Origin of the sequence: Streptomyces sp. NPDC008121 (assembly GCF_042957155.1) — a bacterium.
Classification (GTDB): Bacteria; Actinomycetota; Actinomycetes; order Streptomycetales; family Streptomycetaceae; genus Streptomyces.
On sequence record NZ_JBIBHT010000003.1, the window covers coordinates 649,453 to 674,974 of the forward strand.

The 25,522-nt window shown below is 71.5% G+C and carries 18 protein-coding genes; 4 read left to right on the forward strand and 14 right to left on the reverse strand.

Going from position 1 to position 25,522, the window contains the following annotated elements; translation table 11 throughout:
• Positions 1-4: 4 nt before the first annotated feature.
• From ACFZBD_RS12980 to ACFZBD_RS13005, 6 genes are all read right to left on the reverse strand, one after another.
• Positions 5-949 carry an ABC transporter permease subunit gene (locus ACFZBD_RS12980; protein WP_391139400.1) on the reverse strand — a complete coding sequence of 315 codons (945 nt, stop codon included), beginning with the start codon at positions 947-949 and terminating at the stop codon, positions 5-7.
• Positions 942-1,871 (reverse strand): ABC transporter permease subunit, encoded by a 930-nt coding sequence (locus ACFZBD_RS12985; RefSeq protein WP_391139401.1) that lies wholly within the window; start codon positions 1,869-1,871, stop codon positions 942-944. The genes ACFZBD_RS12980 and ACFZBD_RS12985 overlap by 8 nt, the downstream gene beginning before the upstream one ends.
• A gap of 126 nt (positions 1,872-1,997) precedes the next feature.
• Entirely contained in the window at positions 1,998-3,617 is a 1,620-nt protein-coding gene (locus ACFZBD_RS12990; protein WP_391139402.1) for an ABC transporter substrate-binding protein, read from the reverse strand.
• A 436-nt stretch (positions 3,618-4,053) separates the two neighbouring features.
• A complete protein-coding gene (typA, locus tag ACFZBD_RS12995) occupies positions 4,054-5,955 on the reverse strand; it encodes a translational GTPase TypA (protein ID WP_391139403.1) in 1,902 nt (633 codons plus the stop codon).
• A 313-nt stretch (positions 5,956-6,268) separates the two neighbouring features.
• Positions 6,269-8,878: an ABC transporter substrate-binding protein gene (locus ACFZBD_RS13000; RefSeq protein WP_391139404.1), complete on the reverse strand. Its 2,610-nt coding sequence runs from the start codon at positions 8,876-8,878 to the stop codon at positions 6,269-6,271.
• Between the two features lie 258 nt (positions 8,879-9,136).
• Positions 9,137-10,288: a hypothetical protein gene (locus ACFZBD_RS13005; RefSeq protein ID WP_391139405.1), complete on the reverse strand. Its 1,152-nt coding sequence runs from the start codon at positions 10,286-10,288 to the stop codon at positions 9,137-9,139.
• On the opposite strand from ACFZBD_RS13005, the gene ACFZBD_RS13010 reads away from it, so the two are divergent.
• Both ACFZBD_RS13010 and ACFZBD_RS13015 read left to right on the forward strand, forming a co-directional pair.
• The gene (locus ACFZBD_RS13010) at positions 10,289-12,538 is read left to right on the forward strand and encodes a TPM domain-containing protein (RefSeq protein WP_391139406.1); all 2,250 of its coding nucleotides are present in this window, start codon (positions 10,289-10,291) and stop codon (positions 12,536-12,538) included. It begins immediately after the preceding gene.
• Between the two features lie 34 nt (positions 12,539-12,572).
• Positions 12,573-13,280, forward strand: a complete 708-nt coding sequence (locus tag ACFZBD_RS13015; RefSeq protein WP_391139407.1) for a PspA/IM30 family protein — start codon at positions 12,573-12,575, stop codon at positions 13,278-13,280.
• A 106-nt stretch (positions 13,281-13,386) separates the two neighbouring features.
• Here the strand turns inward: ACFZBD_RS13015 and ACFZBD_RS13020 are convergent, their stop codons facing one another.
• The 5 genes from ACFZBD_RS13020 to ACFZBD_RS13040 form a co-directional block, all read right to left on the reverse strand.
• On the reverse strand, positions 13,387-15,960 hold the full coding sequence (locus ACFZBD_RS13020) for a SpoIIE family protein phosphatase (protein ID WP_391139408.1): 2,574 nt from the start codon (positions 15,958-15,960) through the stop codon (positions 13,387-13,389).
• Between the two features lie 147 nt (positions 15,961-16,107).
• The gene (locus ACFZBD_RS13025) at positions 16,108-16,527 is read right to left on the reverse strand and encodes an ATP-binding protein (protein WP_391139409.1); all 420 of its coding nucleotides are present in this window, start codon (positions 16,525-16,527) and stop codon (positions 16,108-16,110) included.
• Positions 16,528-16,791: 264 nt separating this feature from the next.
• Positions 16,792-17,223, reverse strand: coding sequence for an NUDIX domain-containing protein (locus ACFZBD_RS13030; RefSeq protein ID WP_391139410.1), 432 nt, complete (start codon positions 17,221-17,223; stop codon positions 16,792-16,794).
• A 24-nt stretch (positions 17,224-17,247) separates the two neighbouring features.
• Positions 17,248-17,427, reverse strand: coding sequence for an SPOR domain-containing protein (locus tag ACFZBD_RS13035; RefSeq protein ID WP_391139411.1), 180 nt, complete (start codon positions 17,425-17,427; stop codon positions 17,248-17,250).
• 571 nt (positions 17,428-17,998) lie between these two features.
• Positions 17,999-18,751, reverse strand: coding sequence for a GntR family transcriptional regulator (locus tag ACFZBD_RS13040; RefSeq protein ID WP_391139412.1), 753 nt, complete (start codon positions 18,749-18,751; stop codon positions 17,999-18,001).
• Between the two features lie 256 nt (positions 18,752-19,007).
• Here ACFZBD_RS13040 and ACFZBD_RS13045 point away from each other — a divergent pair, with 256 nt between their 5' ends.
• Positions 19,008-20,396 carry a glycosyl hydrolase family 18 protein gene (locus tag ACFZBD_RS13045; protein ID WP_391139413.1) on the forward strand — a complete coding sequence of 463 codons (1,389 nt, stop codon included), beginning with the start codon at positions 19,008-19,010 and terminating at the stop codon, positions 20,394-20,396.
• Positions 20,397-20,513: 117 nt separating this feature from the next.
• Here ACFZBD_RS13045 and ACFZBD_RS13050 read toward each other — a convergent pair whose 3' ends face one another.
• Together ACFZBD_RS13050 and ACFZBD_RS13055 are read right to left on the reverse strand one after the other, a co-directional pair.
• Positions 20,514-21,563 (reverse strand): DUF4190 domain-containing protein, encoded by a 1,050-nt coding sequence (locus tag ACFZBD_RS13050; protein ID WP_391139414.1) that lies wholly within the window; start codon positions 21,561-21,563, stop codon positions 20,514-20,516.
• A gap of 472 nt (positions 21,564-22,035) precedes the next feature.
• Positions 22,036-23,607, reverse strand: coding sequence for a S8 family serine peptidase (locus tag ACFZBD_RS13055; RefSeq protein ID WP_391139415.1), 1,572 nt, complete (start codon positions 23,605-23,607; stop codon positions 22,036-22,038).
• Between the two features lie 191 nt (positions 23,608-23,798).
• Here ACFZBD_RS13055 and ACFZBD_RS13060 point away from each other — a divergent pair, with 191 nt between their 5' ends.
• A complete protein-coding gene (locus ACFZBD_RS13060) occupies positions 23,799-24,929 on the forward strand; it encodes a pyridoxal-phosphate dependent enzyme (RefSeq protein ID WP_391139416.1) in 1,131 nt (376 codons plus the stop codon).
• A gap of 19 nt (positions 24,930-24,948) precedes the next feature.
• On the opposite strand, the gene ACFZBD_RS13065 is transcribed toward ACFZBD_RS13060, so the two are convergent.
• Complete coding sequence (locus ACFZBD_RS13065; protein ID WP_391139417.1) at positions 24,949-25,431, reverse strand: cupin domain-containing protein; 483 nt, start codon at positions 25,429-25,431, stop codon at positions 24,949-24,951.
• Between the last annotated feature and the right edge of the window lie 91 nt (positions 25,432-25,522).

The following is a 25,522-nucleotide window of genomic DNA, read 5'->3' on the forward strand; positions in this document are numbered from 1 at the left end:
CTCCTCAGCGCAGCTTGGGGTCGAGGGCGCTGCGGACCGCATCGCCGAGCATGATGAACGCCAGAACGGTGATCGACACCATGACCGACGGGATGATCAGGACGAAGGCCGCGTTGCGCAGCTGCTCCTGACCGGACGAGATGTCGACACCCCACGAGACGGTCGGCTCTGCGAGACCGATGCCCAGGAAGGAGAGCGTCGCCTCCGCCGAGATGTAACCGCCGAGCGCGATGGTCGCGACGACGATGACCGGGGCGATGGCGTTCGGCAGGATGTGCCGGAGCAGGATGCGCGTGGTGGAGGCGCCGAGCGCCTTGGCCGCCATGACGTAGTCCGCCTGCTTGATGGTGATCACTGAGCCGCGGGCGACCCGGGCGATCGAGGTCCAGCCCAGGAAGGCCAGGGCGATGATGACGACCCAGAGCTTGCGCTCCTCGAAGGAGGTCAGGACGACCATCGCGCCGAGGATGAAGGGGACACCGAAGAAGATGTCCGTGACCCGGGACAGGAGCGTGTCCATCCAGCCGCCGAAGTAGCCGGCGATCATGCCGACGACCGTGCCCAGGATGGTGACGAGCGCGGTGACGACGACGGCGACGGAGATCGAGGCGCGGGCGCCGTAGATGACACGCGCGTAGATCGAGCGGCCCTGGATGTCGTAGCCGAACCAGTCCTCACCGAAGAAGCTGCCCCAGTTCGGCTTCTGGAGGTAGTGCTTGGCGAGGTCCGCGTGGCGCGGATCGGCGCTGGTGAACAGGCCGGGGAACACGGCCATGGTCAGCAGGACGACGATCAGAACCGAGGAGACGAGGAAGATCGGGTTCCGGCGGAGATCGTGCCAGGCGTCCGACCAGAGGCTGCGCGGCTTCTCCTGCTTCTCGGCCGGCTTGGCGGCGGGCGCGCCCGTCGCGGACTGCTCGCTGACGGCTTCCTTGAGTGCCTCAGGCATAACGGATCCTCGGGTCCAGGACCGCGTAGAGCAGGTCGACGAGCAGGCTGGCGACGAGATAGACGACCACGATCAGGGTCACGATGCCCACGACGGTGGCGCCCTCACGGTGCCTGAGGGCGGAGAAGACGTTGTAGCCGACGCCCTGGACGTTGAAGATGCCTTCGGTGACGACCGCGCCGCCCATCAGGGCACCGAGGTCGGTGCCCAGGAAGGTGACGACGGGGATCATCGAGTTGCGCATCAGGTGGACGCCGATGATGCGGCGCTTCGGCAGGCCCTTGGCCACCGCGGTGCGCATGTAGTCGGAGCGCAGGTTCTCGGCGATCGAGGTACGGGTGAGGCGGGCGACGTACGCCAGCGACAGCGAGCCGAGGACGATGGCGGGAAGGATCAGCTCGTTCCACTCCGCCAGGGCGCTCACGTTCGGGTCGACCCAGCCGAGCTGGTGCGCGAAGAAGTACTGCGCCAGGAAGCCGAGGACGAACGAGGGGACGGAGATCAGGAGCAGGGTCAGGACCAGCAGACCGCGGTCCCGGAGCGTGTCGGCCTTCAGCCCGGCGAAGACGCCGAGGGAGATACCGACGAGCGCGGTGAAGGTGAAGGCGAACAGGGTGAGTCTGATCGTGATGGGAAACGCGTCCGCGATGATGTCCGCGACCGGTACCCCGCTGGCGATCTGCGTGCCGAAGTCGCCCTGGAACAGGTTGAGGAGATAGTTCCCGTACTGGACCAGGAGCGGCTGGTCGAGTCCGAGGTCCTTCTTCATCGCAGCGATCTGCGCCGGGTCGACGGTCTGCTCGCCCGCGAGCGCGCGCACGGGATCGCCGGGCAGCGCGTACATCATGGAGAAGACCAGCAAGGTTGACCCGATGAAGACCGGGATCATCTGGAGCAGTCGCCGCGCGACATAACGCCCCATGTTTGCCTCCGATATGAATACCTGCGGCCCCCGGGGCCGGTTCCTGGATGCGGGAATCGGCCCCGGGGGCCTACCACCGGTCGCGCCGGCGGGTGATGGCCGAGTGGGGGTGGGCCCGTGGGCTCGTTACTTGACGGTGACGTCGGTGAGGTTGAGGTCACCGTGGAAGTCGACGGTCACGTTGTCGACAGCCTTCGAGTGGCCACCGTTGATCTTGTACTCCCACAGCGGGATGGCCGGCATCTTGGTGAGGACCAGCTTCTCGGCCTCCTGGTAAGCCTTGATCGACTCCTCCAGGGACTTCGCGTTGTCGCCCTTCTTGAACGCCGCGTCGACCTCGGGGTCCGAGAAGCGACCGTTGTTCGCCTCGGCGGTGGTGCCGTAGAGCTCACGCATGAAGTTGACGTTCACCGGGTAGTCGGCGACCCAGCCACCGCGGTACATCGACTTGACCTTGTTGTTGTCACGCGCTTCCAGGTCGGTCTGGAAGTCCGGCTTCGCGTCCGGGACGCAGTCCACCCCGGTGGAGTTGCGGATCGACTCGCAGACGGCCGTGATCCACTCCTTGTGGCCGCCGTCGGCGTTGTACTGGATCCAGATCTTGTTCTCCGGAACGCCGCCGCCCTCGGTGACGAGCTGCTTGGCCTTCGCCGGGTTGAAGGTGAAGACGTCGCTGCCGAGGTCCTGCTTGCCGGCGACACCCTCGGGGATGAAGCTCGTGGCCGGCTTGCGGGTGCCGTTGAGAACGGTCTTGGTGATCGTCTCGCGGTCGATGCCCATCGAGAGACCCTGGAGGACCTTCGGGTTGATGCCCTTGAAGGTCTTCGAGTAGAAGGTCGGCACGAGGCTCTGGATGGCCGCGTACTGCTGCTCGATCGCGCGGTCGCCGAGGTCCGACTTGTACTTCGGCAGGTCCTTCGGGCCGACCTGGCGGATCATGTCCAGGTTGCCGGAGAGGAGGTCCTGGTACGCGGCCTCGACGGTCGCGTAGTTCTTGAAGAGGACACCCTTGTTCTTGGCCTTGTTCGGGCCGAGGTAGTCAGGGTTGGCCTTGACCTTGATGAGCTTCTTGTGGTCCCACTTCTCGAAGATGTAGGGACCGTTGCCGATCGGCTTCTGGCCGAACGCCTTGGGGTCCTTGTAGAAGGACTCCGGCAGCGGCGCCCAGGTGGTGTAGCCGAGCTTGTACTCGAAGTACGGGACGGCGTTGGTGAGCTCGATCGTGAAGGTCGTGTCGTCCACGATCTTCAGACCGGACATCTCCTTCTTCTTCGGCGCACCCTTGTCCGGGTGGACGTCGGCGTAGCCGGCGATGTCCTCGAACCAGAAGGCGTTCTGCTGCTTGTTCTCGATGTTGGCGTACCAGTTCCACGCGTCGACGTACGACTTCGACGTGACGGGGGTGCCGTCGTGGAACTTCCAGCCACTCTTGAGCTTGACCGTCCACGTCTTCGAGTCGGTCGTCTTGATCGACTCGGCGTTGGTGTAGACGATCTTGCCCTGCGCGTCGAAGTCCAGAAGCTGGGTGAACAGCGACTGGATCACGTAGCTGCCCTGCGACTCGTTGGTGTCGGCCGGGATCAGCGGCTTCTGCGGCTCACCGACGTCGATCGAGACGTAGCCGGCGGGCTTGCCCTTCTCCTTCGACGCAGAGTCGTCACTGCCCTTGCCCCCGCCACAGGCGGTCGCTGCCAGGGCGACGACGATCGCGCCCACTACCCACTTGGCGCTCTTGGCACCGCGCATGGGTTCCTCCTCATGAGTCCACTTAGTCACTACAAGAAGGGCACTCCGAGTCCGCCGACACCCCTGACGGCGTTGCACTCAAGTGCCCTGAGTGTGCTCGTGAGTCGGCACTCCCCACAGTGCGTGACCCATTGACCCGAGCTCAATGGAGCCAACTATTAAGTACGTCAGGGCTGTAAACCACACTTAAGCGGTCTCGTTTTGGCAACATCACCAGGGGCCATGAGACCGAAATCCGGACAAAGCGATCACAGACAGACACCCGCGAAACGGACCGTTAACACACGTTCCGGAGAGCGACGGCCGATATCCGGACAGGGTGCCCACAAAATCGACTTGACGAAAGGCCCGGGCCCCCACAGTGTCTGCGGGGGCCCGGGCCTTGCGGTGAGACGGCGTCAACCGGCGTGTTATAAGCGGAAGGCGCCGTTCAGCGTCAGTTGTGCTTGGCGCGCGAGGCGGTGCGGCCGCGCTCCTTCTGGTCCAGGACGACCTTCCGGATGCGCACGGCCTCCGGAGTCACCTCGACGCACTCGTCGTCGCGGCAGAACTCCAGGGACTGCTCCAGGGAGAGCTTGCGCGGCGGGACGATCGCCTCGAAGGAGTCCGCCGAGGAGGAGCGCATGTTGGTGAGCTTCTTCTCCTTGGTGATGTTGACGTCCATGTCGTCGGCGCGGGAGTTCTCGCCGACGATCATGCCTTCGTAGACCTCGGTGCCCGGGTCGACGAAGAGGACGCCGCGCTCCTGCAGGTTGGTCATCGCGAACCCGGTGACCGCGCCCGCGCGGTCGGCGACCAGCGAGCCGTTGTTACGGGTCGTCAGGGTGCCGAACCACGGCTCGTGGCCCTCGTGGATGGAGTGCGCGATACCCGTACCGCGGGTGTTGGTGAGGAACTCTGTACGGAAGCCGATGAGGCCGCGGGACGGGACGACGAACTCCATGCGGACCCAGCCGGAGCCGTGGTTCGACATGTTGTCCATGCGGCCCTTGCGGACGCCCATGAGCTGCGTGACCGCGCCCATGTGCTCCTCGGGCACGTCGACCGTCAGACGCTCGACCGGCTCGTGGACCTTGCCGTCGACGAGCTTGGTGACGACCTGCGGCTTGCCGATGGTCAGCTCGAAGCCCTCACGGCGCATCTGCTCGACCAGGATGGCGAGCGCCAGCTCACCACGGCCCTGGACCTCCCAGGCGTCCGGACGCTCGGTGTCGAGGACGCGCAGCGAGACGTTACCGATCAGCTCGCGGTCCAGACGGTCCTTCACCTGGCGGGCGGTGACCTTGCGGTCCTTCACGGCGGACTTGGCGTCCGCGCCCTTGCCGGTGCCACCGCGGCCGACGAGCGGCGAGGTGTTGGTACCGATGGTCATGGAGATCGCCGGCTGGTCGACCGTGATCAGCGGCAGCGCGATCGGGTTCTCCGGGTCGGCCAGCGTCTCGCCGATCATGATGTCCGGGATACCGGCGACGGCGCAGATGTCACCGGGGCCGGCGACCTCGGCCGGCTTGCGGGTGAGCGCCTCGGTCATCATCAGCTCGGTGATGCGGACGCTGGAGATGGTGCCGTCACGCTTGATCCACGCGACCGTCTGGCCCTTGCGCAGCTCGCCCTGCTCGACGCGGAGCAGCGCGATGCGGCCGAGGAAGTTGTCGGCGTCCAGGTTGGTGACGTGGGCCTGGAGCGGGGCCTCCTCGTCGTACACCGGGGCCGGGACGTGCTCCAGGATGGCGGAGAAGAACGGCTCCAGGTTGGTGGAGTCGGCGGGGACGGTGCCGTTCTCCGGCTTGGTCAGCGAGGCGACGCCGTCACGACCGCAGGCGTAGACGATCGGGAACTCGATCTGGTCCTCGTCCGCGTCCAGGTCGAGGAAGAGGTCGTAGGTCTCGTTGACGACCTCGTCGATCCGGGAGTCCGGGCGGTCCGTCTTGTTGATGCAGAGGATGACGGGCTTGCGCTGCTGGAGGGCCTTGCGCAGCACGAAACGGGTCTGCGGGAGCGGACCCTCGGAGGCGTCCACGAGGAGGACGACCGCGTCGACCATCGACAGACCGCGCTCGACCTCGCCACCGAAGTCGGCGTGGCCCGGGGTGTCGATGATGTTGATCGTGATCGGGGCCCCGCCGTCCTTGGGGTGATACTTCACCGCCGTGTTCTTGGCGAGGATCGTGATGCCCTTCTCACGCTCCAGGTCGTTCGAGTCCATCATGCGGTCGTCGAGCTGCTGGTGGGCGGCGAAGGCACCGGCCTGCTTGAGCATGGCGTCGACGATGGTCGTCTTGCCATGGTCGACGTGGGCGACGATGGCGACGTTACGGATGTCGTGGCGCGTGGGCATGGGTGCTTGCGCTTCTCTCGGATCGTGGGATGCGGCGTCGGTTCCTCTTACGCCCGCCGGGCGGACGCGCCACGGCTACGTCCCATGGTACGGGGCCGCCATGCAAGGGGCTTCCCCGACCGGATCCGAGAGGTTCGACCGGAGGTTCGGGAATGCCTCCGGAGTGTGATGGTGCCGTGGTGCCGGTGCACTGGGGGTGCGGAGTGCGGATACAGCCGGCCGGGTCAAGGGGCCGATGGTGATCCTGCCCGCCGGGAGCACCGGCGGGCAAGGAAGTTGAGCTGCATATGAGGTTGTGACCAGCCTCTTTCCGCTACTTCTTGGTATTGCGCTCGGCGCCCTTGGCCGTTTCGGGCTTCTTGAACCCGATGTCCTGGTAGCGCGGCGTCGCGAAGCCCCAGGCTCCCGCGTTCACGACGTTGTTCCGCGCGGCGACGAGCTGGGGGCGCTGATAGAGGGGAATCGATCCTGCAGCGGCCCAGATCCGGGCGTCGGCCTGACGGACCAGCTCCCGGGCCTCCTCTTCGTCGAGCGTGGCCACCGCCTGGTCGAACAACTGGTCGATGCGGTCGGTGCCGACGCGGGCGTAGTTCTGCTCGACCAACAGGGATCCGTCCGATGCGGGCTCGGGCTTGGCGAAGATCGGCCGGGCGTCGGTGGCCGGGAAGGCCGTGGCGGGCCAGGAGTAGAGCGCCAGGTCGTACTCCCCCGACGCGATGTGGTCCTTGAAGAAGCTGTCGTCGGAGACCTTGGTCACCGTGGTGCGGATGCCCACCACGTCGAGCATCTGGACGATCTTGTCGCCGACCGCCCGGAGCGTCTCCGAGCCCGGTCCCGAGGGAAGGACGAAGCGGAGACTGAGCGCCTTGCCGTCCTTGCCGAGGGGCTGGACGGCGGCCGCCGGCACGGCCGGGGCCGCGGTGCCGCGCGGGGCGTAGGCCCCGGCGACGCCCTTGTCGGTGGTGGTGGCCCGGTCGGACCGCTGGGCCTGTGCCTTCGACTCGGTCGCCGTGCCGGCTTCGGTCCCGGCGGCCCGGCGGGCGGCGCCCAGGGAGGCGGCCTGGCGGAGCAGGGCCACGTTCTGCAGGGCCGCGCCGGGGGCGGGGGCGAGGATGTCGACACCGCTCCCGGGTCCGGTCGCGGCGAGCGCGGGCTCGGCGGCCCGGGGGGCCTTGTCGTCGGCCGTGCGGGCCTTGTCGTCCGAGGAGGCCGCCGTGCCGCCCGGCTTGTCGTCGCCGACGATGTAAAGGCCCTCGTCGGAGGCGGCGTCGGCCGCGGGCTTCCCAGCCGGCGGCCGGGCGCCGTCGGTCTTCTCCCCCGGGTTCTTCTCCGCCGTCTTCGAGGCGGCGGTCGGCTTCCCCTCCATGGGCGTCGCGCCCGCCGGCTTCTTCTCCGCCGGCTTCTTCTCGGCGGCCGGTGCCTTCTCGGCCGGCTTCTTCTCGGCGTCCGCCGTGGCGGAGGCCGAGGCCGTCCCCTTCTTCTTCTCCGCCTCGCTGCCCGCCTTCGTCCCGCCCGGCTTCGTGGCGGCACCGCCGGGCACCCAGCCGGCGTCCGCGAGGAGCGCGCGCGCCTCCTCGGTGTCCTGGCCGCCCAGCGCCTCGCTGCTGTCCTTGTACGCCGCCTGCCCGGCCAGGGCCAGGTGGCTGCCGGGCGGCTGGGCCGGCAGCCCGAGCGGCTTGAGCACGAATTCGGCCAGGGCCTGGCGGTCGATCGCCCGGGCCACCGCCCGCCGTACCCGCTCGTCGGAGAGGGGCCCGGACTCGCCGTTCAGCGAGAGCTGGGTGTAGACGGGCTCCAGGGACTTGCGTACGGCGAACGCGCTCAGGGCGCCCTGCTCCTTCGCGTACCGCGCGACGGCCTGCCGGTTCTTCTCGCGGGCCGCCTGGACCGTGGCCGCCTGCTCCTCGTCGGAGCCGTGCGCGAGCGCCCAGGACTTCAGGGCCGCCGACGGGGTGATCGCGGCGCCGGGCCCGTGCAGAAGCGGCCGGCTTCCGTGCTGGCCGGACCGGGCGTCCTTGACCGCCAGGGCGATCCGGTCGGCGGTGGAGCGGTCGATCTCGGCCAGGTCGAGGTTGCCGGCGGCCATCGCCTCGACCCGCTCCGCGCGGGGCACGGCCCGCAGGACCACCTTGTCCAGCTTGGCCGGCTGGCCCCACCAGCGGGGGTTGCGGGAGAGGGTGACGGTGCCCGCGTCACGGTCGACGGGCCCGAGCAGGAACGGTCCCGCGGTCGTCTTGAGCGCGGCGCGGGCGCCGTCGTTGAAGCTGTCGGGGGACCCCATCACCTCCTTCGGGTAGAGAGGGGTGAAGAGGGACTGCCAGTCGGCGTACGGCTTGGCGTAGGTGACCCGTACCTCCAGGTCGTTCTTGCCGCGCTCGATCTTCTCGATCCGCTCGTACCCGGCGTTGCGGGCCGTCCAGTACGCCGTGTCACGGCCGCTCAGCGCGCGCCACTGGGCCACGAAGTCGGGGGCGCCGACCTCCCGGCCGTCGCTCCACACCGCCTGCTGGTTGAGCTTGTAGAGGACGACCTGCTTCGGCTCCGTCTCGATGATCTGCGCGGACTCCAGGAAGTCCGGGTTGCGCTGCGGCCGGCCGCGCTCGTCGAGGACGTAGAGGGAGGGGAGCACGGCCTGGGTGACGCGGGTGGTCGCCGCGTCGGCGTCCGCCTGGAAGGTGTTGAGGGTGGCGGGCAGCGCGTCCACGGCCCAGCGCAGAGTGCCGCCGTCGTCGACCCGGGCGCGCGCGGCGGGTGCGTGGTCCGGGGCGGCGACCAACGAGGAGTCGGCGTCGTCGCCGGAGCTGCAGCCGGCCAGCACGGAGACGGCGAGCACCGCACTGGTGAGCGTGGCGACGGAGGCGAGTGTGCGGGAGCGGGGGCTCCTGGAGCATGTCCTCCCGCGAGGGGCGCCGACTTGGGACATGACTTGTACCCCTTCGTCCAGTTTTATGGCATTTGGCGATGATCACACCTATTGCTCATCCACTGAAGAGGAAGGAGCCGCGCCGTTCCCGGCGACACGGCGACACGGCCGCTCAAGCCCACCCGTGCGGCCCAACCGCCGACCGGACGGCTCCGGTGCGGGCGCGGACGTCCGGGGTGCCTTGGTCGGCGGGGCGCGGGTCGGATGGGTGCGGGGCGGCGGGGGCTCGGGTCGGCGGGGCAGTCCGCCGACCGGGACTCAGTGCCAGCCCTCGCGGTACGCCGTCCAGTCCCCCTCCCGCGCGGCGAAGTCGACGTAGAGCGCGACGCCGAACCGCGCCCGGCCCGGGTCCGTGCGCCCCAGCCCCAGGCGGGTGCCGCGGATCGCGGCCTCGACGGTCTCCGCCGACTCGTGGTGGCCGAGGTCGTCCTCGTGGAAGAACGGCAGGCCCATCAGCAGGTCGGTGGTGTCGGGCGTGACCTCCAGGGCGAGGCTGGTCTGCTGCGCGACGTAGCCGCCGTACATCCCCTCCAGCGGCATCCAGGTGTCGTACGACATGACGGCTATCTGGTCGACCCGGCGGGCGACCTCCCCGAAGAACCGCTGGGACCACCACTTCTCGCTGCCGCTCACGGCGCCGTTCACCGCGTGCAGGGCGGGCAGGGGGTCGATCTGGTGGGCGGCGACCGAGAGCGGCACCTTGCGGGCCCTGGTCAGCTCACCGAGGTCGTCGAGGAGGGAGAGGTAGTTCCGGTCGTCCGAGAGCAGCGGCTCCAGGTCGAAGTGGACGCCGTCGAACCCGGCGTCCAGGATCTGCCGCGTCGAGCCGACCACCGCGGCCCGCGATCCGGCGTCCTCCAGCCGCAGCCCCTCCGGGCCCTCGGTGGCGAGGATGTCGCCCAGCCACGCCTGGACCCGCACTCCGGGCATCGTCCGGTGCACGCCCTCGATCAGCCACTTCGCGCGGGGGTAGCGGTCGGCGGGGAGGGTGCCGTCGTGCTCAAGCGGGCCCGCGTGGACGTACAGGTCACGGATGCCTGTGTCCTTGATCCGCGCGGCGAACGCCGTGAGATCGGCGTCCTTCTTCCGCCCGTCCACCCAGGCGTGGCCCAGCCAGATCGCGTCCTTGCCGCGGGTCTGCGTCCCGGGCCGCAGGTCTCCCGCGTAGTTGAGCCGCAGCGCGAGGGCGCTGCCGACCGGTGGCAGGACCAGCAGCAGGACGAGGCCGAGGGCGATCCACCGCCCCCGTCCCCGCCGCCACCAGTTCCGTACGCGTCCGCTCACCCGTGCCCCCAAGGTCGCCGTACTCGTGATCACCACCGTAGGGGTGGCCACTGACAGTGACGCCCTGCCCAGCGGTCGGGGTTCCGCCCGGTCGCGGGTGATCAGAACGGGACATAACCTCCCCATGTGACGCGAAGAGCCACCCGAATCCTGCTCGCGGCGCTGGTGGCGGCGGGGTGGCCGGTCGTGCCCGCCGTCTCCGCCGCCCGTGCCGACTCCCCCGCCGTAGCCCCTGCCGTAGCTCCTGTCGTACGGTCCGACGACCCCGTCGTCCTGTCCCGCGAAGGGCAGGTCACCGACACGGTGGGAGCGCTCGGTGACCGCCGGAGCGCGGTCACCCGGGCGCTCGACCGCCTCTACGACGACCGGCGCGTGCAGCTCTTCGTCGTCTACGTCCGCGACTTCTCCGGCCGCTCCGCCCAGGACTGGGCCGACGCCACCGCCGTCCGCAACGGCCTGGGCGTCGACGACGTCCTGCTCGCGGTCGCCACGCACGACCGGCAGTACGGCTACTCGGCCGACCCCGACGCGCGCCTCACCCAGGCCCAGCTCGACGACGTGGCGCGGACCGCCGTGGAGCCCGCGCTGCGGCAGAACGACTGGGCGGGGGCGGCGATCGGCGCGGCGAACGGCTTCGACGCCGTGCTCGCCGGACGGCCGGTGCCCACGCCCACGATCACGCCCGGGGCCGCCGATCCCGGGGGCGCGGACGACGGAAGCGGCTGGGCGACGGACCTGGTGCTCCCGGTCGTCCTCGTCGGCGGCGCGGGGGCCGTGGTGGCGTACGCGTACACCAAGCGGCGCCGGCGCACCGCGACCCGTACGGCCCCGGCGGGCGGCCGGGAGGGCTGGGGCGCGAGGGAGCCGGGCGGGGACGCTCCCGGCGGGGGCGGCGCCCCGGGCTGGGGCGAGGGCGCGGGGCCGGGGGCGCCGAGGAAGCCCGCCGCGCCGTCGCTGTCCGAGCTGGACGGCCAGTCCCGCCGGACGCTGGTGGCCACCGACGACGCGCTGCGCACCAGCCGGGAGGAGCTCGGCTTCGCGACCGCCCAGTTCGGCGAGGAGGCGGTCGAGCCGTTCACCGAGGCCGTCGCGTTCGCGCAGGAGGAGCTGACGGCCGCGTTCCGGCTGCGCCAGCGGCTCGACGACGCGTTCCCGGAGGACGACGCGACCCGCCGCTCCATGCTGGAGGAGATCCTCCGGCGGTGCGGCGAGGCGAACGCCCGGCTCGACGGCGAGTCCGAGGACTTCGACCGGCTGCGGGACCTGGAACGCCGGGCCCCCGAGGCGCTCGCCGCGGTCGAGGCCGCGTGCCGGGAGCAGTCCGGGCGGGTCGTCACGGCGGAGGCGGCGCTGACCGCGATGCGCGGCCGGTACGCCGAGTCGGCGGCCTCCCCCGTCGGGAGCGACGTCGAGCAGGCCAAGGACCGGCTGGTGTTCGCCACGGCCAACCTCGACCAGGCCCGGCAGGCCGTCGACGCGGGCGACCACGGCGCCGCGGCCGTGCACATCAGGGCGGCGGAGAGCGCCGTCGACCAGGCGGCCCGGCTGAGCGAGGCGGTGGACCGGCGGGCGCGGGAGCTGGCCGAGGCGGTCGGCAGGCTGGACACGGCGCTGAGCGAGACCGAGGCCGACCTCGCCGATGCCCGCGGTCTGCTCCAGGGCACGGCGGAGGGGGTCTCCACCGCCGATCTGCGGGGTCGTATCGCGCGGGCGGAGTCCGTCGTCGCCGATGTGCGGCGGATGACGGAGGCGGGCCGCTACGACCCGATCGACGCGCTTCGCCGGGTCGAGGAGGCCGACGGCGCGCTCGACGAGGCGTTGGAGGGCGCGCGGGAGCGGGAGTCGGGGTCACGGCGGGCCCGTGCGCTCCTGGAGCAGGCGCTCCTGACGGCCCGTTCGGCGATCGGCGCGGCCACCGACTACGTCACGACGCACCGGGGCGCGGTGGGCAGTGAGGCCCGTACCCGACTGACCGAGGCGCAGCGCCGGCTCGCGGAGGCGCAGGCGCTCGCCGCCGAGGATCCGCAGGGCGCGCTCGCGGAGGCCCGGCAGGCGGACGCGCTGGCCCGGCGGGCGCAGGAGCTGGCCGAGCAGGACGTCCGTACGTACGGGAATCCGCACGGTCCGGGCGGCCCGGCGGGCGGCGGTTTCGCCGGCCCGGGAGGAGGGGGCGGTGGTCTCGGCGGCGCGGTGCTCGGCGGGATCATCCTCGGCGGGCTCTTCGGCGGCGGCCGGGGAGGCGGCGGCCTGGGCGGCTTCGGAGGCATGGGTGGCATGGGGGGCGGTGGCTTCGGGGGGACGGGCGGCGGGGGCGGGCCCGGCAGCTTCGGCGGTGGGGGCACCCGCGGCCGGCGGGGCGGCGGCGGCCGTTTCTGAACCTGTCGACCATTCGCGCGCAAGGAGAAGGACCATGACGAAGCAGACGATCCTCGGCCGTGTCGCCCAGCTGGCGAAGGCGAACGTCAACGCCCTGCTCGACCAGGCCGAGGATCCGCAGAAGATGCTGGACCAGCTGATCCGCGACTACACGAGCAACATCGCGGAGGCGGAGGAGGCCGTGGCGACGACCATCGGCAATCTGCGGCTGATGGAGCAGGACCACCAGGAGGACGTGGACGCCGCCAAGGAGTGGGGCGAGAAGGCGCTGGCCGCCAGCCGGAAGGCGGACGGGCTGCGGACCTCGGGGCAGACGGCGGACGCGGACCGGTTCGACAACCTGGCGAAGGTGGCGCTGGGCCGGCAGCTCCAGTCGGAGAAGGAGGCGCGGACGGCCGAACCGACGATCGCCTCCCAGACCGAGGTGGTGGAGAAGCTCAAGCGCGGGCTCGACCAGATGGGGAACAAGCTCGGCGAACTGAAGGCGAAGCGCGACGAGCTGGTGGCCCGCTCCGCGTCCGCGCAGGCGCAGAACCGGATGATGGACGCGGTGAAGGACATCGACGTCCTGGATCCGACGAGCGAGCTGAGCCGTTTCGAGGACAAGGTGCGCCGGGAGGAGGCGAAGGCGATGGGCAAGCAGGAGCTGGCCGCCTCCTCGCTGGACGCGCAGTTCGAGCAGTTGGACGCGCTCGGCGACAGCGCGGAGATCGAGGCCCGCCTCGCGGCGCTCAAGGGCTGACGCGGCCGCACCCCGCGCCGCCCGTCCGGCGGGGGGTGCGGGGTGCGGGCCGGGCCGTCCCGCCGCCAAGCCATCACGCCATGACGCTCGCCAAGCCGTCCCGCCGTCAGAACATGCTGAGGAGCTGCTCCACCGTCGGCTCGGCGACCCCGTCGCCGTCCGGCAGGGGCAGTTCGAACCAGACCGTCTTGCCCCTCGGTGTGCGGCGCGAGCCCCAGGCGGCGCTGAGCAGGCCGACGAGCTGCAGCCCGCGGCCGCCCTCGTCGGTGTCCCGGGCCCGGCGGCGCCTCGGCTGGACCAGGCCGGCGTCCCAGACCTCGCAGACCAGGGTGCGGTCGCGCAGCAGCCGCAGTCTGATCTCGCCCTCGCCGTACCGCAGGGCGTTGGTGACCAGCTCGCTGACGAGCAGTTCGACGGTGTCGACGAGGGGTTCGAGGTCCCAGGCGGTGAGCTGGGCGCGGGCCAGTTCGCGGGCCCGGCCGACCGAGCGGGGCTCCCTCGTCAGCCGCCAGTCGCCGACCGCCTCCGTGGGGAGGCCCTGGATCCGCGCCATCAGGAGCGCGATGTCGTCCTCGCCGTGCGAGGTGTCCAGGGTGGTCAGGACGTGGTCGCAGACGTCCTCGAGGGGGCACGCGGGGTCGGTGAGGGCGCTGCGGAAGGCCCGCAGCCCGTCGTCGAGGGTCTGGTCCCGCGACTCGACGAGCCCGTCGGTGTAGAGGGCGAGCAGGGAGCCTTCCGGCAGTTCGACCTCCACCTCCTCGAAGGGTTCGCCGCCGACGCCGAGCGGCATGCCGGGCGGCACGTCCAGGAGGAGCGCCCGCTCGCCGGGTTCGACGAGGACCGGGGGCAGGTGGCCGGCGTTGGCGAAGGTGCAGCGCCGGGTGACCGGGTCGTAGACCGCGTAGACGCAGGTGGCGAGGTAGACCTCGGACAGTTCGGGCCCGCGGGCCTTGTGGGCGCGGCCGCTCTGCTGGGCGCCGGCCGGGGCGCCGAGGCCGCGGGCGATCTCGTCGAGGTGGGAGAGGACTTCGGCGGGTTCGAGGTCGAGCTGGGCCAGGGTGCGCACGGCGGTGCGGAGTTCGCCCATCGCGACGGCGGCGCGCAGGCCGCGGCCCATGACGTCGCCGATGACGAGGGCGGTGCGGTGGCCGGGAAGCTCGATGACGTCGAACCAGTCGCCGCCGACCTCGGTGGCGGCGGTGCCGGGGAGATAGCGGCAGGCGATGTCGAGACCGGCGGCCTCGGGGTCGCCGGGCGGCAGGAGGCTGCGCTGGAGGATCAGGGCGCGTTCGTGCTCGCGGCGGTAGAGGCGGGCGTTGTCGATGCAGACGGCGGCGCGGGCGGCCAGTTCGACGGCGAGGGCCCGGTCCCGCTCGCCGAACGGCTCGCTGCCCTTGGTACGGGAGAACTGGACGAGTCCGACGACGGTGTCGTGCGCCACCATCGGCACGACGAGGGTGGACTGGACGAGGCCGCCCTCCTCGCCGGGCATCGTGCGCAGCCGCCCGGTGCGCAGGGCGCCCGCGCAGGGCGAGTTGAAGGGGTAGCGGTGGACGGAGCCGACCTCGACCGGTTCGGTGCCGCAACAGCCGCCCTCGGCGCCGGGCTCCCCGAGCGGGCCACGGGTCGGGGCGTCGGAGACGGCGCTGGCGAAGGCGACCCGGCGCAGCTCGGCGCTGCCCGCGCCGTAGCCCACGTCGTGGGAGCTGCCCCACCGCCCGGGCGGGGCCTCGTCGCCGGTCAGCAGCCCTTGGTAGAGGTCGACGGAGGCGAGGTCGCAGAAGCCGGGGACGGCGACGGCGAGGAGTTCGCGGGCCGTGGCCTCCAGGTCGAGGGAGTTGCCGATCCGGGCGCCCGCCTCGTTGAGGAGGGCCAGGTTGCGGCGGGCGTTGCGGGCCTCCCGGGCGGCGTTGTGCCGGCGGGTCACGTCGATGCCGAGCCCGGCCACCCCGATGGGCCGGCCGGTGCCGCTGTGCACGCGGTAGAGGTTGATGGCCCAGTGGCGCCGGTCGCGGGACCCGGGGGCGGCCCCGACGATCTGGAGGTCGTTGACGGACTCGCCGGTCTCCAGGACCCGCCGGAGCGCGGCGGTCATCCGGTCGGCCTCGGGGCGGGAGAGGTAGTCGTGGACGGTACGGCCCCGGTGGTCGTCGGCGGAGCCGCCGAAGACGGTGGCGAAGCGCTGGTTGGCGCGCTGCACGGTGAGGTCGGTGCCGAACAGCAGAAAGCCGAAGGGCGATTGGCCGAAAATGGCCTGTGAGGCGGCGAGGTCGGTCTCGATGCGCCGCAGCGCCCGCACGTCGACGACGATGCACAGCGCGGCCCGCTCCCCGTCGGAGGTCTCGCTGGGCATGACGTACATCTCGGCGATGCCCTCGGGACGCTTCTGGCCCGGGATGCGGAAGGGGACGAGGCCCGTCCACTCCTTGCCGTCGAGGACCTCCGCGACCCGGCGCCGTCCTCGTTCCCGCAGGTCGGCGGGCATGAAGGCCTCGACCGGGTCCTTGCCCATCGCCTCCTGGGCGGGCACGCCGAAGAGGTCGACGGCCCGGCGGCTCCACTGGTCGACGAGCCCGTCGGGCCCTATCGAGAAGGAGGCGACCCGGATGTAGTCATAGATCGAGCCGGGCGGGCTGCTCTGCCACACGACGCCGCTCGCCGACTCAGGTATCTCGCTCACGCGACCGTCCCCTCCAGCTCACCGCACCGGACCGGCCATGCCCGCAGTATTCAGCACTACGGCCCCCGACGGCACGACGTTCACGATCACAGGGTGGTCTCGTTCATTTTGAGCCGAGCTCCCGTTGATCGTCGTCCCACCCGTCTTCTAACCAGGCAGAGCCAGCTCGAACCACACTGTCTTGCCCGTCCTGCCCTTGCGGGTCCCCCAGCGGCGAGCGGAACAGGCCACGAGCTGCAGACCGCGACCGCCCTCGTCGTCGGGGCCCGCGGAGCGTTCCGTGGGCGGATCCGGAAGCGGATCGGAGACTTCCACGAGGAGCGCGGAGTAGTGGGCGGAGCCCTCGCCGTCGGCGTGGAGGAGGACGAGCCGCACCCCGATCGGGCCGGAGGCGTAGCGCAGGGAGTTGGTCACCAGCTCGCTCACCAGCAGGACCGTGACATCACCGATCGCCGCGTCGAGCCGCCAGGCCCGGAGTGTGTCGCGTACCGCGTGACGGGCGGTGCGCACGGCGTCGGCCTCCGCGGGGAAGGACCACTCGGCACAGTCGCCTTCGGTGTCGATCACACCCGATCACTTCCCCAACCCAGTATCAGCAGGAAGACCCAGTCCTCTTTCGGGGGGTTATTCAGGACATACCCGATATTCGGGGCGGGATATCGCGGGATGTCACTCGCAGGCGCATGGTGGCACGAACGGCGTACGAAGGGTCGCGCGGGGGGGCACACGGAAGCGGGGCCTCCCCTTACGACTCCTCTTCCCGGGCTTTCGGGGCCGGCCCGAAGGGGTGGCGGCGGCCCCGCGCTCCGGTCGCCCCGGAGCCCTGGCACTTCAGGCGCGCGCGTCGTCCGCCGGGGCGGCGGGGAGCCGTCGTCCGGCCTCGGCGACGGCCGGGCGGTCCTGGTCGAGCCAGTCGACGGAGTCGAGTTCATGACGGGCCAGCCAGCGCAGTTCGTCGTGGTCCTCCAGAGGGCGCGGCTCACCGGAAAGGAGCCGGGCGGTCCACACCTGGAGGACGTAGCCGGGCTTGAGGGGCCACTCGCCCGGGATGCGCTCGCCGGGCTCGGTCTCGACGCCGAGCTCCTCGCGCAGCTCGCGGACGAGGGCGTCCTCGGCACTCTCCCCCGGCTCCAGCTTGCCGCCGGGCAACTCCCACCGGCCGGCGAGTTCGACGGGGGCGCTGCGGCGCGCGGCCAGCAGCCGCCCCCGGTCGTACACGGCTCCGGCGACCACGATCACACGGTCCGCGCTCTGCTCTGTCATGGGCGGGAGCGTATCCCGCGGGGGTCAGAGAGCGGGCTGGCCGATGCGCTCCACCCAGTAGAGCTGCCGGTGTCCGCTCGCGTCGAGGCTGTCGGCGATCTTCTGGGCCTCGTCCTGGGTGGCGTACCGCCCGACGCGATAGCGGTTGCCGTTGTCGTCCTGCCGTATGACCAGCCAGGGAAGGACAGGACCACTGTCGGTCATCGGGCTTCTCCCTCCGCCGGTACGGACATCTCAAAGGATCTCCAGGAAACCGCAATCCGCATATGCCTGAGCTTACGCCTGACCTTTACACAGCGGATACGGGTTTTCACGAAGAGGTACGAATCCGGCCGGGAACCATCGAAGGGAAGCCCAGCGACCTGACGGGGCGTCGGGTCTTGGGACAGGAGGACATCGTCCGGCGCCGGGGCCCGGGCAGGGCCCGCGGCCTCGGGTTTCTTGTCGCCGACCAGGCCGGGGCGGCCGCTCCCGGGAGCTGTTCGCCGAGCGGACAGGGGCCGGCGGGAAGGGCCGTCGGCGATGTCCGGAATTTCATGCGAGGTGTCGGGAAAGGGGGGCGTGGCCGGGCGGGGGGAGGGGGCCGGGGGGCCGACGGGAGAGGTCGGGCGCGGAGCCACGCCGGCGGGTCGGGGGCGGGGCGGGGCCCGGTGCGCGGGGTCGGGCGCGGCCGCGGGCGGCGCCGTCGGACGGCCGCCCTCGCCCCGCGCTCGCGCCCGCCGGTCAAGCCCGCCGGTCAAGCCCGCCGGTCAAGCCCTCGGATCAAGCCCCCGGGTCAGCGCACCGGGAGGTGGTAGGCGATGCGGTAGCGGTCGGCGGGGACGACCACGTCCGCGGTCTCGACCGCCCGGCCCGACGCGTAGTACGTCCGCTCGACGACCATCACCACATGGCCGGGCACGCCGCCGAGCGCGAGCAGCTCCTCCGCCAGGCCGGGGCGCGCCCCGACCTCCTCCACCACGTTGTCGACGACCACGTCGATCGCGGCCATGCGCTCGACGACCCCGCAGCCGCCGAGCGGGCCCTCCTCGGGGAGCATCACGGGGGTCCGGCCGGTGACCTCGAGGGGCTCCCAGGAGGTGGAGAGCATCATCGGCTCGCCCGCGTCGCGATAGACGTACCGCGTGCGCATCACGCGCTCCCCCGGCTCGATGCCGAGCCGGGCGGCCACGGTCGCGCTCGCCTGCTCCTGCTCGCTGCTGGACTCCCAGGTGCCGCGCGCCCCGTCGGCGGCCTGCTCCTGGCGGAAGGGGCTGGCGCCGGACGGCGGGCGGTACCCGGACCGGGCGATCCGGCGCGGCACCGGCCGCTCGCGGACATACGTCCCGGACCCGGAGCGGCCCTCCACCAGACCCTCGGCCATCAGCACCTTGCGGGCCTCCAGCGCGACCGTGTCCGAGACGCCGTACTCCTCGCGGATGCGGGCCTGCGAGGGCAGTCGGGTGTGCGGCGGCAGCGAGCCATTGGCGATCTTCTCCCGGAGATCGCTCGCCACGCGAAGATAGGCGGGCTGCTCACCGAACGTCACTGGACACTCCCCTCAGCTTGACGGACAGCTACAGAGTGACAACCCACGGTGTGCACCCGCAAGCATGGGCCAAAGTTTCACTCGAAGTGATGACTTGCCTTTACGCACGCTCTTACCGCAGGTATGGCCACGGGGCGCACGCAGTGGCCCGCCGGGAAGTGCCGAGATCCGCCGAACCCCTTGACCCCATTGGTCCAGACCAATACGTTCCTGTGAGCACAGCTCCCTTCCGGCACACGCACAGGAAACGAGCCTCATGCGTCGAACACCCTTTGCCCGGCTGGCGATCGCCGCCGTGTCCCTCGGTCTGGTGGCCGCCTTCGCGCCCACCGCCGGCGCGGCCCCGGGCGACCGGGCCTCCTCGTCCCCCGCATCCCCCACCTCCTCGGGCCACGGCCACGGCCACGGCGGCCCGTCGTACAAGCGCGTCGGGTACTTCACCCAATGGGGCGTCTACGGACGCGACTTCCAGGTGAAGGATCTGGAGACCAGCGGGACCGCTGCCAAGCTGAGCCACATCAACTACGCCTTCGGCAACGTCGGTCCCGACGGCAAGTGCTTCACCGGCAACGCCCCCGGCGAGGCCGACGCCTGGGCCGACTACGTCCGCCCGCTGGACGCGGCGGGCTCGGTCGACGGAGTCGCCGACACCGCCGAACAGCCCCTGGCCGGCAACTTCAACCAGCTGCGCGAGCTGAAGGCCAAGCACCCCGGCCTCAAGGTCATGATCTCGCTGGGCGGCTGGAGCTGGTCCACGCACTTCTCGGACGCGGCCCTCACCCCCGCCTCCCGCAAGGCGTTCGTCTCCTCCTGCATCGACCTCTACATCAAGGGCGACCTGCCCGTCGACGGCGCCCGCGGCGGCGCCGGAGCCGCCGCCGGACTCTTCGACGGCATCGACCTCGACTGGGAATGGCCGGGTTCGGCCGGTGACGTCGACACCGTCCACCGCCCGGAGGACAAGCAGAACTTCACCGCTCTCGTACGGGAGTTCCGCAGCCAGCTCGACGCGTACGCCAAGGCCACGGAGCGCGGCAAGAAGCGCAAGCACTACGAGCTGACCGCCTTCGTCCCCACCGCCCCCGCCAAGATCGACGCGGGCTTCGAGGTCCGCAAGATCATGCGCGACCTGGACTTCGTCAACCTCCAGGGGTACGACTTCCACGGCCCCTGGGAGTCCACCACGGCGCAGCAGTCGGCCCTCTTCGCGGGCCGCGGCGACTTCAGCGTCGACCAGACCGTCGGCGACTGGCTGCGACGCGGCGCGCCCGCCCGCAAACTCGTGGTCGGCATGCCGTTCTACGGCCAGGGCTGGACGGGAGTGACGGGCGGCGGGAACGGCATGGGCCACCCGGCGGCCGGCCCCGCCCCCGCCACCTGGGCGAACGGTTACGAGGACTACAAGGCCCTGAAGAAGCTCGCCGACTCGGGGGCGTACACCGTGCACCGCGACTGGCGGAACGGCCACGCGTGGCTCTTCGACGGGACGACGCTGTGGACGTACGACGACCCGCAGGTGCTGCGCACCAAGGCGGCGTACGTCCGGGCCAAGGGGCTCGGGGGCGCGATGTTCTGGTCGCTGGACGGCGACACCCCCGACGGTGAGCTGATCAGCTCGGTCGACCGGGGCCTCGGCCGCCGCTGAGGCGCGCGGCGTACGGCAGTGGGGCCGGGTCTTCTTGAGACGACCCGGCCCCACTGCCTGCCTCAGACCGCCTCCGGGGCCGGGTCTCCTCGGGACGACCCGGCCCCGCTGCCAGCCTCAGACGGCCTCCCCCGGCTCCGAGCCGGGCCCGCCGCCCTGCGTACCGCCCTCCCCCGCGCCCTGCGTCCCGCTCTCGTCGGGGAGTCCCAGGGCCGTGCGCACGTCGAACACCGATCCCCAGGCGGTGAGGTCGTAGGCCGTGTCGTACCGCTCGCGGAAGGCGGCCGCGTCGGCCGCCCCCGCCAGCGCGGCCCACTCCTTCGCCGCCGTGTCCATCTCCTTGACCAGCTCGGCCACCGGAGCGGCCGCGTCCCCTGGCCAGCGGTGGCCGGCCAGGCTCCGGCTGGACCCGATGAGGGCGGTGCGGACCCGGGAGGCCCAGGCGGTGTTGGCCTTCAGGTCCTCCGACGGGCCCGCCTCCGGCTCGTCGAACAGGGCGGCGTCGAAGGTGTTGAGGGCCCGGAGGAAGTGGACCTGGTCGGCGTCGAGCATCGTCTCGTCGTTGCGCAGCGACCCCGTGACCGGTTCGCTCTCGGTGACGAGCGCGCAGATCACGGTCCGGTCGCCGGTCCGCCAACTCTCCCTCGTGGGAAGGTAGTAGTACGTCCAGACGTTCTCGGGGACCACCCAGGAGTCCAGGGCGTACTCATCGCCGAGCCGCTCGCAGCGGTCCCACGCGATCCCGTCGAGCACCGTGTCGCCCGGCCACTTCGTGAAGCCGGTGAGCGGGAAGGTGGCGGTGACCTCCCCCTCGTGGGCGACGGCGCAGTTCACCTCCTCGACCGGAGCGTCGAGGGTGTCCAGGGCGCCGTCGACGTCGAAACACTCGCCGGTGCGCAGCCCGTACGTCGACGCGGAGCGGGACGCCTCGCCGAGCCCCTCCTCGACCCCCTTCCAGGCCTTGCCGATCCCGCCGGTCACCAGACCGAGGGTCAGCAGCAGGGAGCTGGTGAGGGAGAGGGCGATACCGGCGATCGCGAGGCCCTTCCCGGTCTGGTTCCTCTTCTTGATCCGCGGCAGGGCGATCACGCCGAGGACCAGCCCGAGCGGCGGGAGGCAGCAGAGGATGCCGGAGACCAGGGAGGCGATGGCCAACCCGTTGGTCACACGCGGCGGCGCACCGAGCGGACCGGGGCCGGTCCCGTAAGGGGGCGCGTAGGGGTTGGACCCGGGGCCGGGCGCGGGGCCGGGCGTGGGGCCGGGGCCGGGCCCGTAGGGGCCCCCGTACGGGCCGGAGGGGGCCGGTCCGGGGTCGGCCGGCCCCGTGCCGGGAGCGGCCCAGTTCTGCCGCGGGGGCGGGGAATCCTGGGGCGGCGGAAGGGACTCCACGGGTACGGCGCTCCTGTTGGGCCTGGCGATACGAACACACGAACGGGCGCGCGCATCGTACGCGGTCCGGGGAGCGGGGCCGAAGGGCGGGGGACTCGATCCGGTGGCCCGAGGCGGCCGCGCTCGACCCGTACGGGCATGACGGAAGGGGCGGCCGCCCGTCGGCGACCGCCCCCGGTGTCACGCGCTATGCCCTGCGGTCCAGGCGATCAGGCGTCACCGCCATGGACCACGCACCACGGGCAAGGCTTCAGAACTGCACCGCCCAGGAGTCGATCTTCCCGGTGTCGTAGTTCGCGTTGTCGCTGACCCGCAGCTTCCACGTGCCGTTCGCGACCTCGGAGGAGGCGTTGACGGTGTACGTGGTGTTGATGTTGTCCGCGCTGCCGCCGGTGCCGTACCCCTTGAGCGTGTACGCCGTGCCGTCGGGGGCGATCAGCTGGACCTGGAGGTCACCGATGTAGGTGTGGACGATGTTCACCGGCACCTGCAGGGCGGCCGGCGCGTTGCCGGCGACGCCGCTGACGGTGACCGGGGACTCGGCGGTCGCGTTGTCGGCGATGGCGTAGTCCGCGGTGTTCTCGAACTTCTTGCCGGGCGGCGGGGTGGTGCCGCCGCCGACGAAGAGGAGCTTGTTCGGCGAGCCGGTGCCGGGGTTGGTCACCACGTTCGGGGTGGCGGCGGTGGTCAGCGCGGTCGAGACCTGCGCCGGGGTCGCCGACGGGTTGTCCGCCAGGTAGACGGCGGCGGCTCCGGCGACGTGCGGGGTCGCCATCGACGTACCGGAGATGGTGTTGGTGGCGCTGTCGCTGCTGTTCCAGGCCGAGGTGATGGAGGAGCCCGGGGCGAACAGGTCCAGGACGTTGCCGTAGTTGGAGAAGCTGGAGCGGGCGTCGGTGTTGGTCGTGGAGCCGACCGTGATCGCCTCGGTGACGCGCGCCGGCGAGTAGTTGGAGGCGTTGGAGTTGTCGTTGCCCGCCGCGACGGCGTACGTGACGCCCGAGGCGATCGAGTTGCGCACGGCCGTGTCGAGGGCCGAGTCGATGCCGCCGCCGAGGCTCATGTTGGCGACGGCCGGCTTCACGGCGTTCCGGGTCACCCAGTCGATGCCGGCGACGACCTGCGCGGTCGTGCCGGAGCCCTGGTTGTTGAGCACGCGGACGCCGACGATCTTGGCCTTCTTGGCGACACCGTAGGCCGAGCCCGCGACGGTGCCGGCGACGTGCGTGCCGTGGCCGTGGCCGTCCTGGGCGACGTTGTCGTTGTCGATGGCGTCGAAGCCGTTGAACGCCCGGCCGCCGAAGTCGCTGTGGGAGATCCGTACACCCGTGTCGATGATGTACGCCGTGACGCCCTGACCCGCGCTGTCCGGGTAGGTGTAGCTCTGGTTCAGCGGGAGGGCCCGCTGGTCGATCCGGTCCAGGCCCCAGGACGGCGGGGAGGGCTGCGTCCCGCTGACCGTGAAGACACGGTTCTGCACGACGGACTCGACGGCCGGGTCCGCGGCGAGCTTCTTCGCCTGCGCCTCGGAGAGTTCGAGGTGGTAGCCGTTGAGCGCCGAGGTGTACGTCTTCTTGATCGTGGCGCCGTACTCGGCCGCGACCGCGCGGCCCTTCGCCGTCTCCGCCTGCGCGGACTCGTCGAGGGTGACGATGTAGCTGCCGGCCACCGTGCCGGGTGCTCCGGCGTTCTGGATGACACCTTCCGGAGCGGCCTCGGCCGCGGTGGCCGGGAGGGCGGAGACGGTGCCGAGGGCCAGAGCGGCGACGGCTATGGCGCTGGCGGCGGCGAGTCTGCGCCGCGAGTCACGCATCACTGACATGTGAGGGGTCCTCCTCATAGGTGCTGCGCTGCTGTGGGGGAATGGCAGGTGCATGACAACACGGCGTCCGAGGACACCGGGACGTGTCCTCGCCGGGTCGTACATCCGGCTGCCGAGCGAAAGATTGACGGATCCATAGGAATCTCACAAGACCTGCGAGCGCCCCGTCACACAGCGGCCACACGGCTGCCATGCTGACCCGCATGACGGCCTACGTCTGCCCCCGTTGCCGGGTCCACGCCCCCGCCGACTCCCTCACCTGGTGTTGTCCGCGATGCCGCGGTCCCTGGGATCTCGAGTTCACGAGCGGGCCCGTTTCCCTCACGTCTCCCCCGTCCCTCACGTCCCGCGTGAATTCACTGTGGCGTTACACAGAGGCACTGCCGCTCGCCACGCACGCCCCCGCCGTGACCCTCGGCGAGGGCCGTACGCCCCTCGTCCCCCTCACCGAGGGCGTTTCGGCCAAACTCGACTTCCTCATGCCGACGCTCTCCTTCAAGGACCGCGGCGCCGTCATGCTCGCCGAACTCGCCCTCCGGCTCGCCGAGGGGGGCGGTCTCAACCATGTCGTGGCGGACAGCAGCGGGAACGCGGGGACGGCGATCGCCGCCTACTGCGCGCGGGCGGGCCTCGACTGCGTCGTCCACGTACCGCAGGGCACCTCGCCCAAGAAGCTGGAGCAGATCCGCGCCCACGGCGCGCGCCTGACACAGGTCCCGGGCGACCGCGAGGCCACGGCGCGCTCCGCCCGCGCGGCGGCGGACGAGCCCGGCGTCTTCTACGCCTCGCACGTCCACAACCCGCACTTCCTGCACGGCACCAAGACGTACGTGTACGAGATCTGGGAGGACCTCGGCGGCAGCCTTCCGGACACGCTCGTCGTCCCGGTCGGCAACGGCACCCTCCTCCTGGGCGCCGCGCTCGCGGTCGAGGAACTGTACGGCCACGGGCTCGTCGACCGGCGCCCGGCGCTGGTCGCCGTGCAGGCCGAGGCGGTCTCCCCGCTCGCCACGGCCTTCCACGCGGGCGAGACGGAACCGGCCGCGCCCGCCCCCGCCCGACCCACCCTCGCCGAGGGGATCGCGATCACCGCCCCGCCCCGCGCCCGCCAGATCCTGGCTGCGGTACGCGCGTCGGGCGGGACCTTCCGCACGGTGACGGAGGACCAGATCCGCTCGGCCCAGCGGGACCTGGCCCGCCGCGGGCTCTTCGTCGAGGCGACGGGCGCCGTGTGCTGGGCGGCGGTGCGGGCGGCACCGCCCGCGGGGCGGTGCGTGGTGCCGCTGTGCGGGGCGGGCGCGAAGACGGGCCTGGTCCCCTGAGGACGGCCCGGGGGCCGCTTCAGTCGACCCAGTAGGTGTCGTGTTCGAGGAAGAACTCCGCCCGCTCCTCGTCGGTCATCCGCGCCACCGTCCCGACCTTCTCGAAGTACTCCTCACGGGGCGCGCCCGGCGCGAAGAGCAGCAGGAGGGAGGCGGGTTCGTCCGACTCGTTCCGGAAGGCGTGCAGCCCGCCGGTCGGTACGTACAGGAAGTCGCCCTTCGTGGCGTCGACCCACTGGGCGCCGTCGTAGAGGCGGACGGTCCCGTCGAGGATGAAGAAGCTCTCGGAGATCGTCCGGTGGAAGTGGGTACTGGGCCCGCCGGCCTTGGGCGTCATGTCGACGCGGTAGAGACCGAACTCGCCGCCGGTGGAGGCGGTGGTGGCGAGATAGTGCGTCCGGGTCCCGTTGGAGACGGTGAGCTCGGCGGGGGCGCCGGCGGGGCGGAAGGCGGCGCTGATCTCTCCGTCGTCGCCGTGGTAGCGGGGCGGGGGGTACGACATGGTGCGCTCCGTTCGTCGTGGAGAGCCGGGCGGGGGGGGGTCGGGTTCCCGCGGGGCGCGCAAGATCCAGGATGCCCCGGGCGTACCCCGC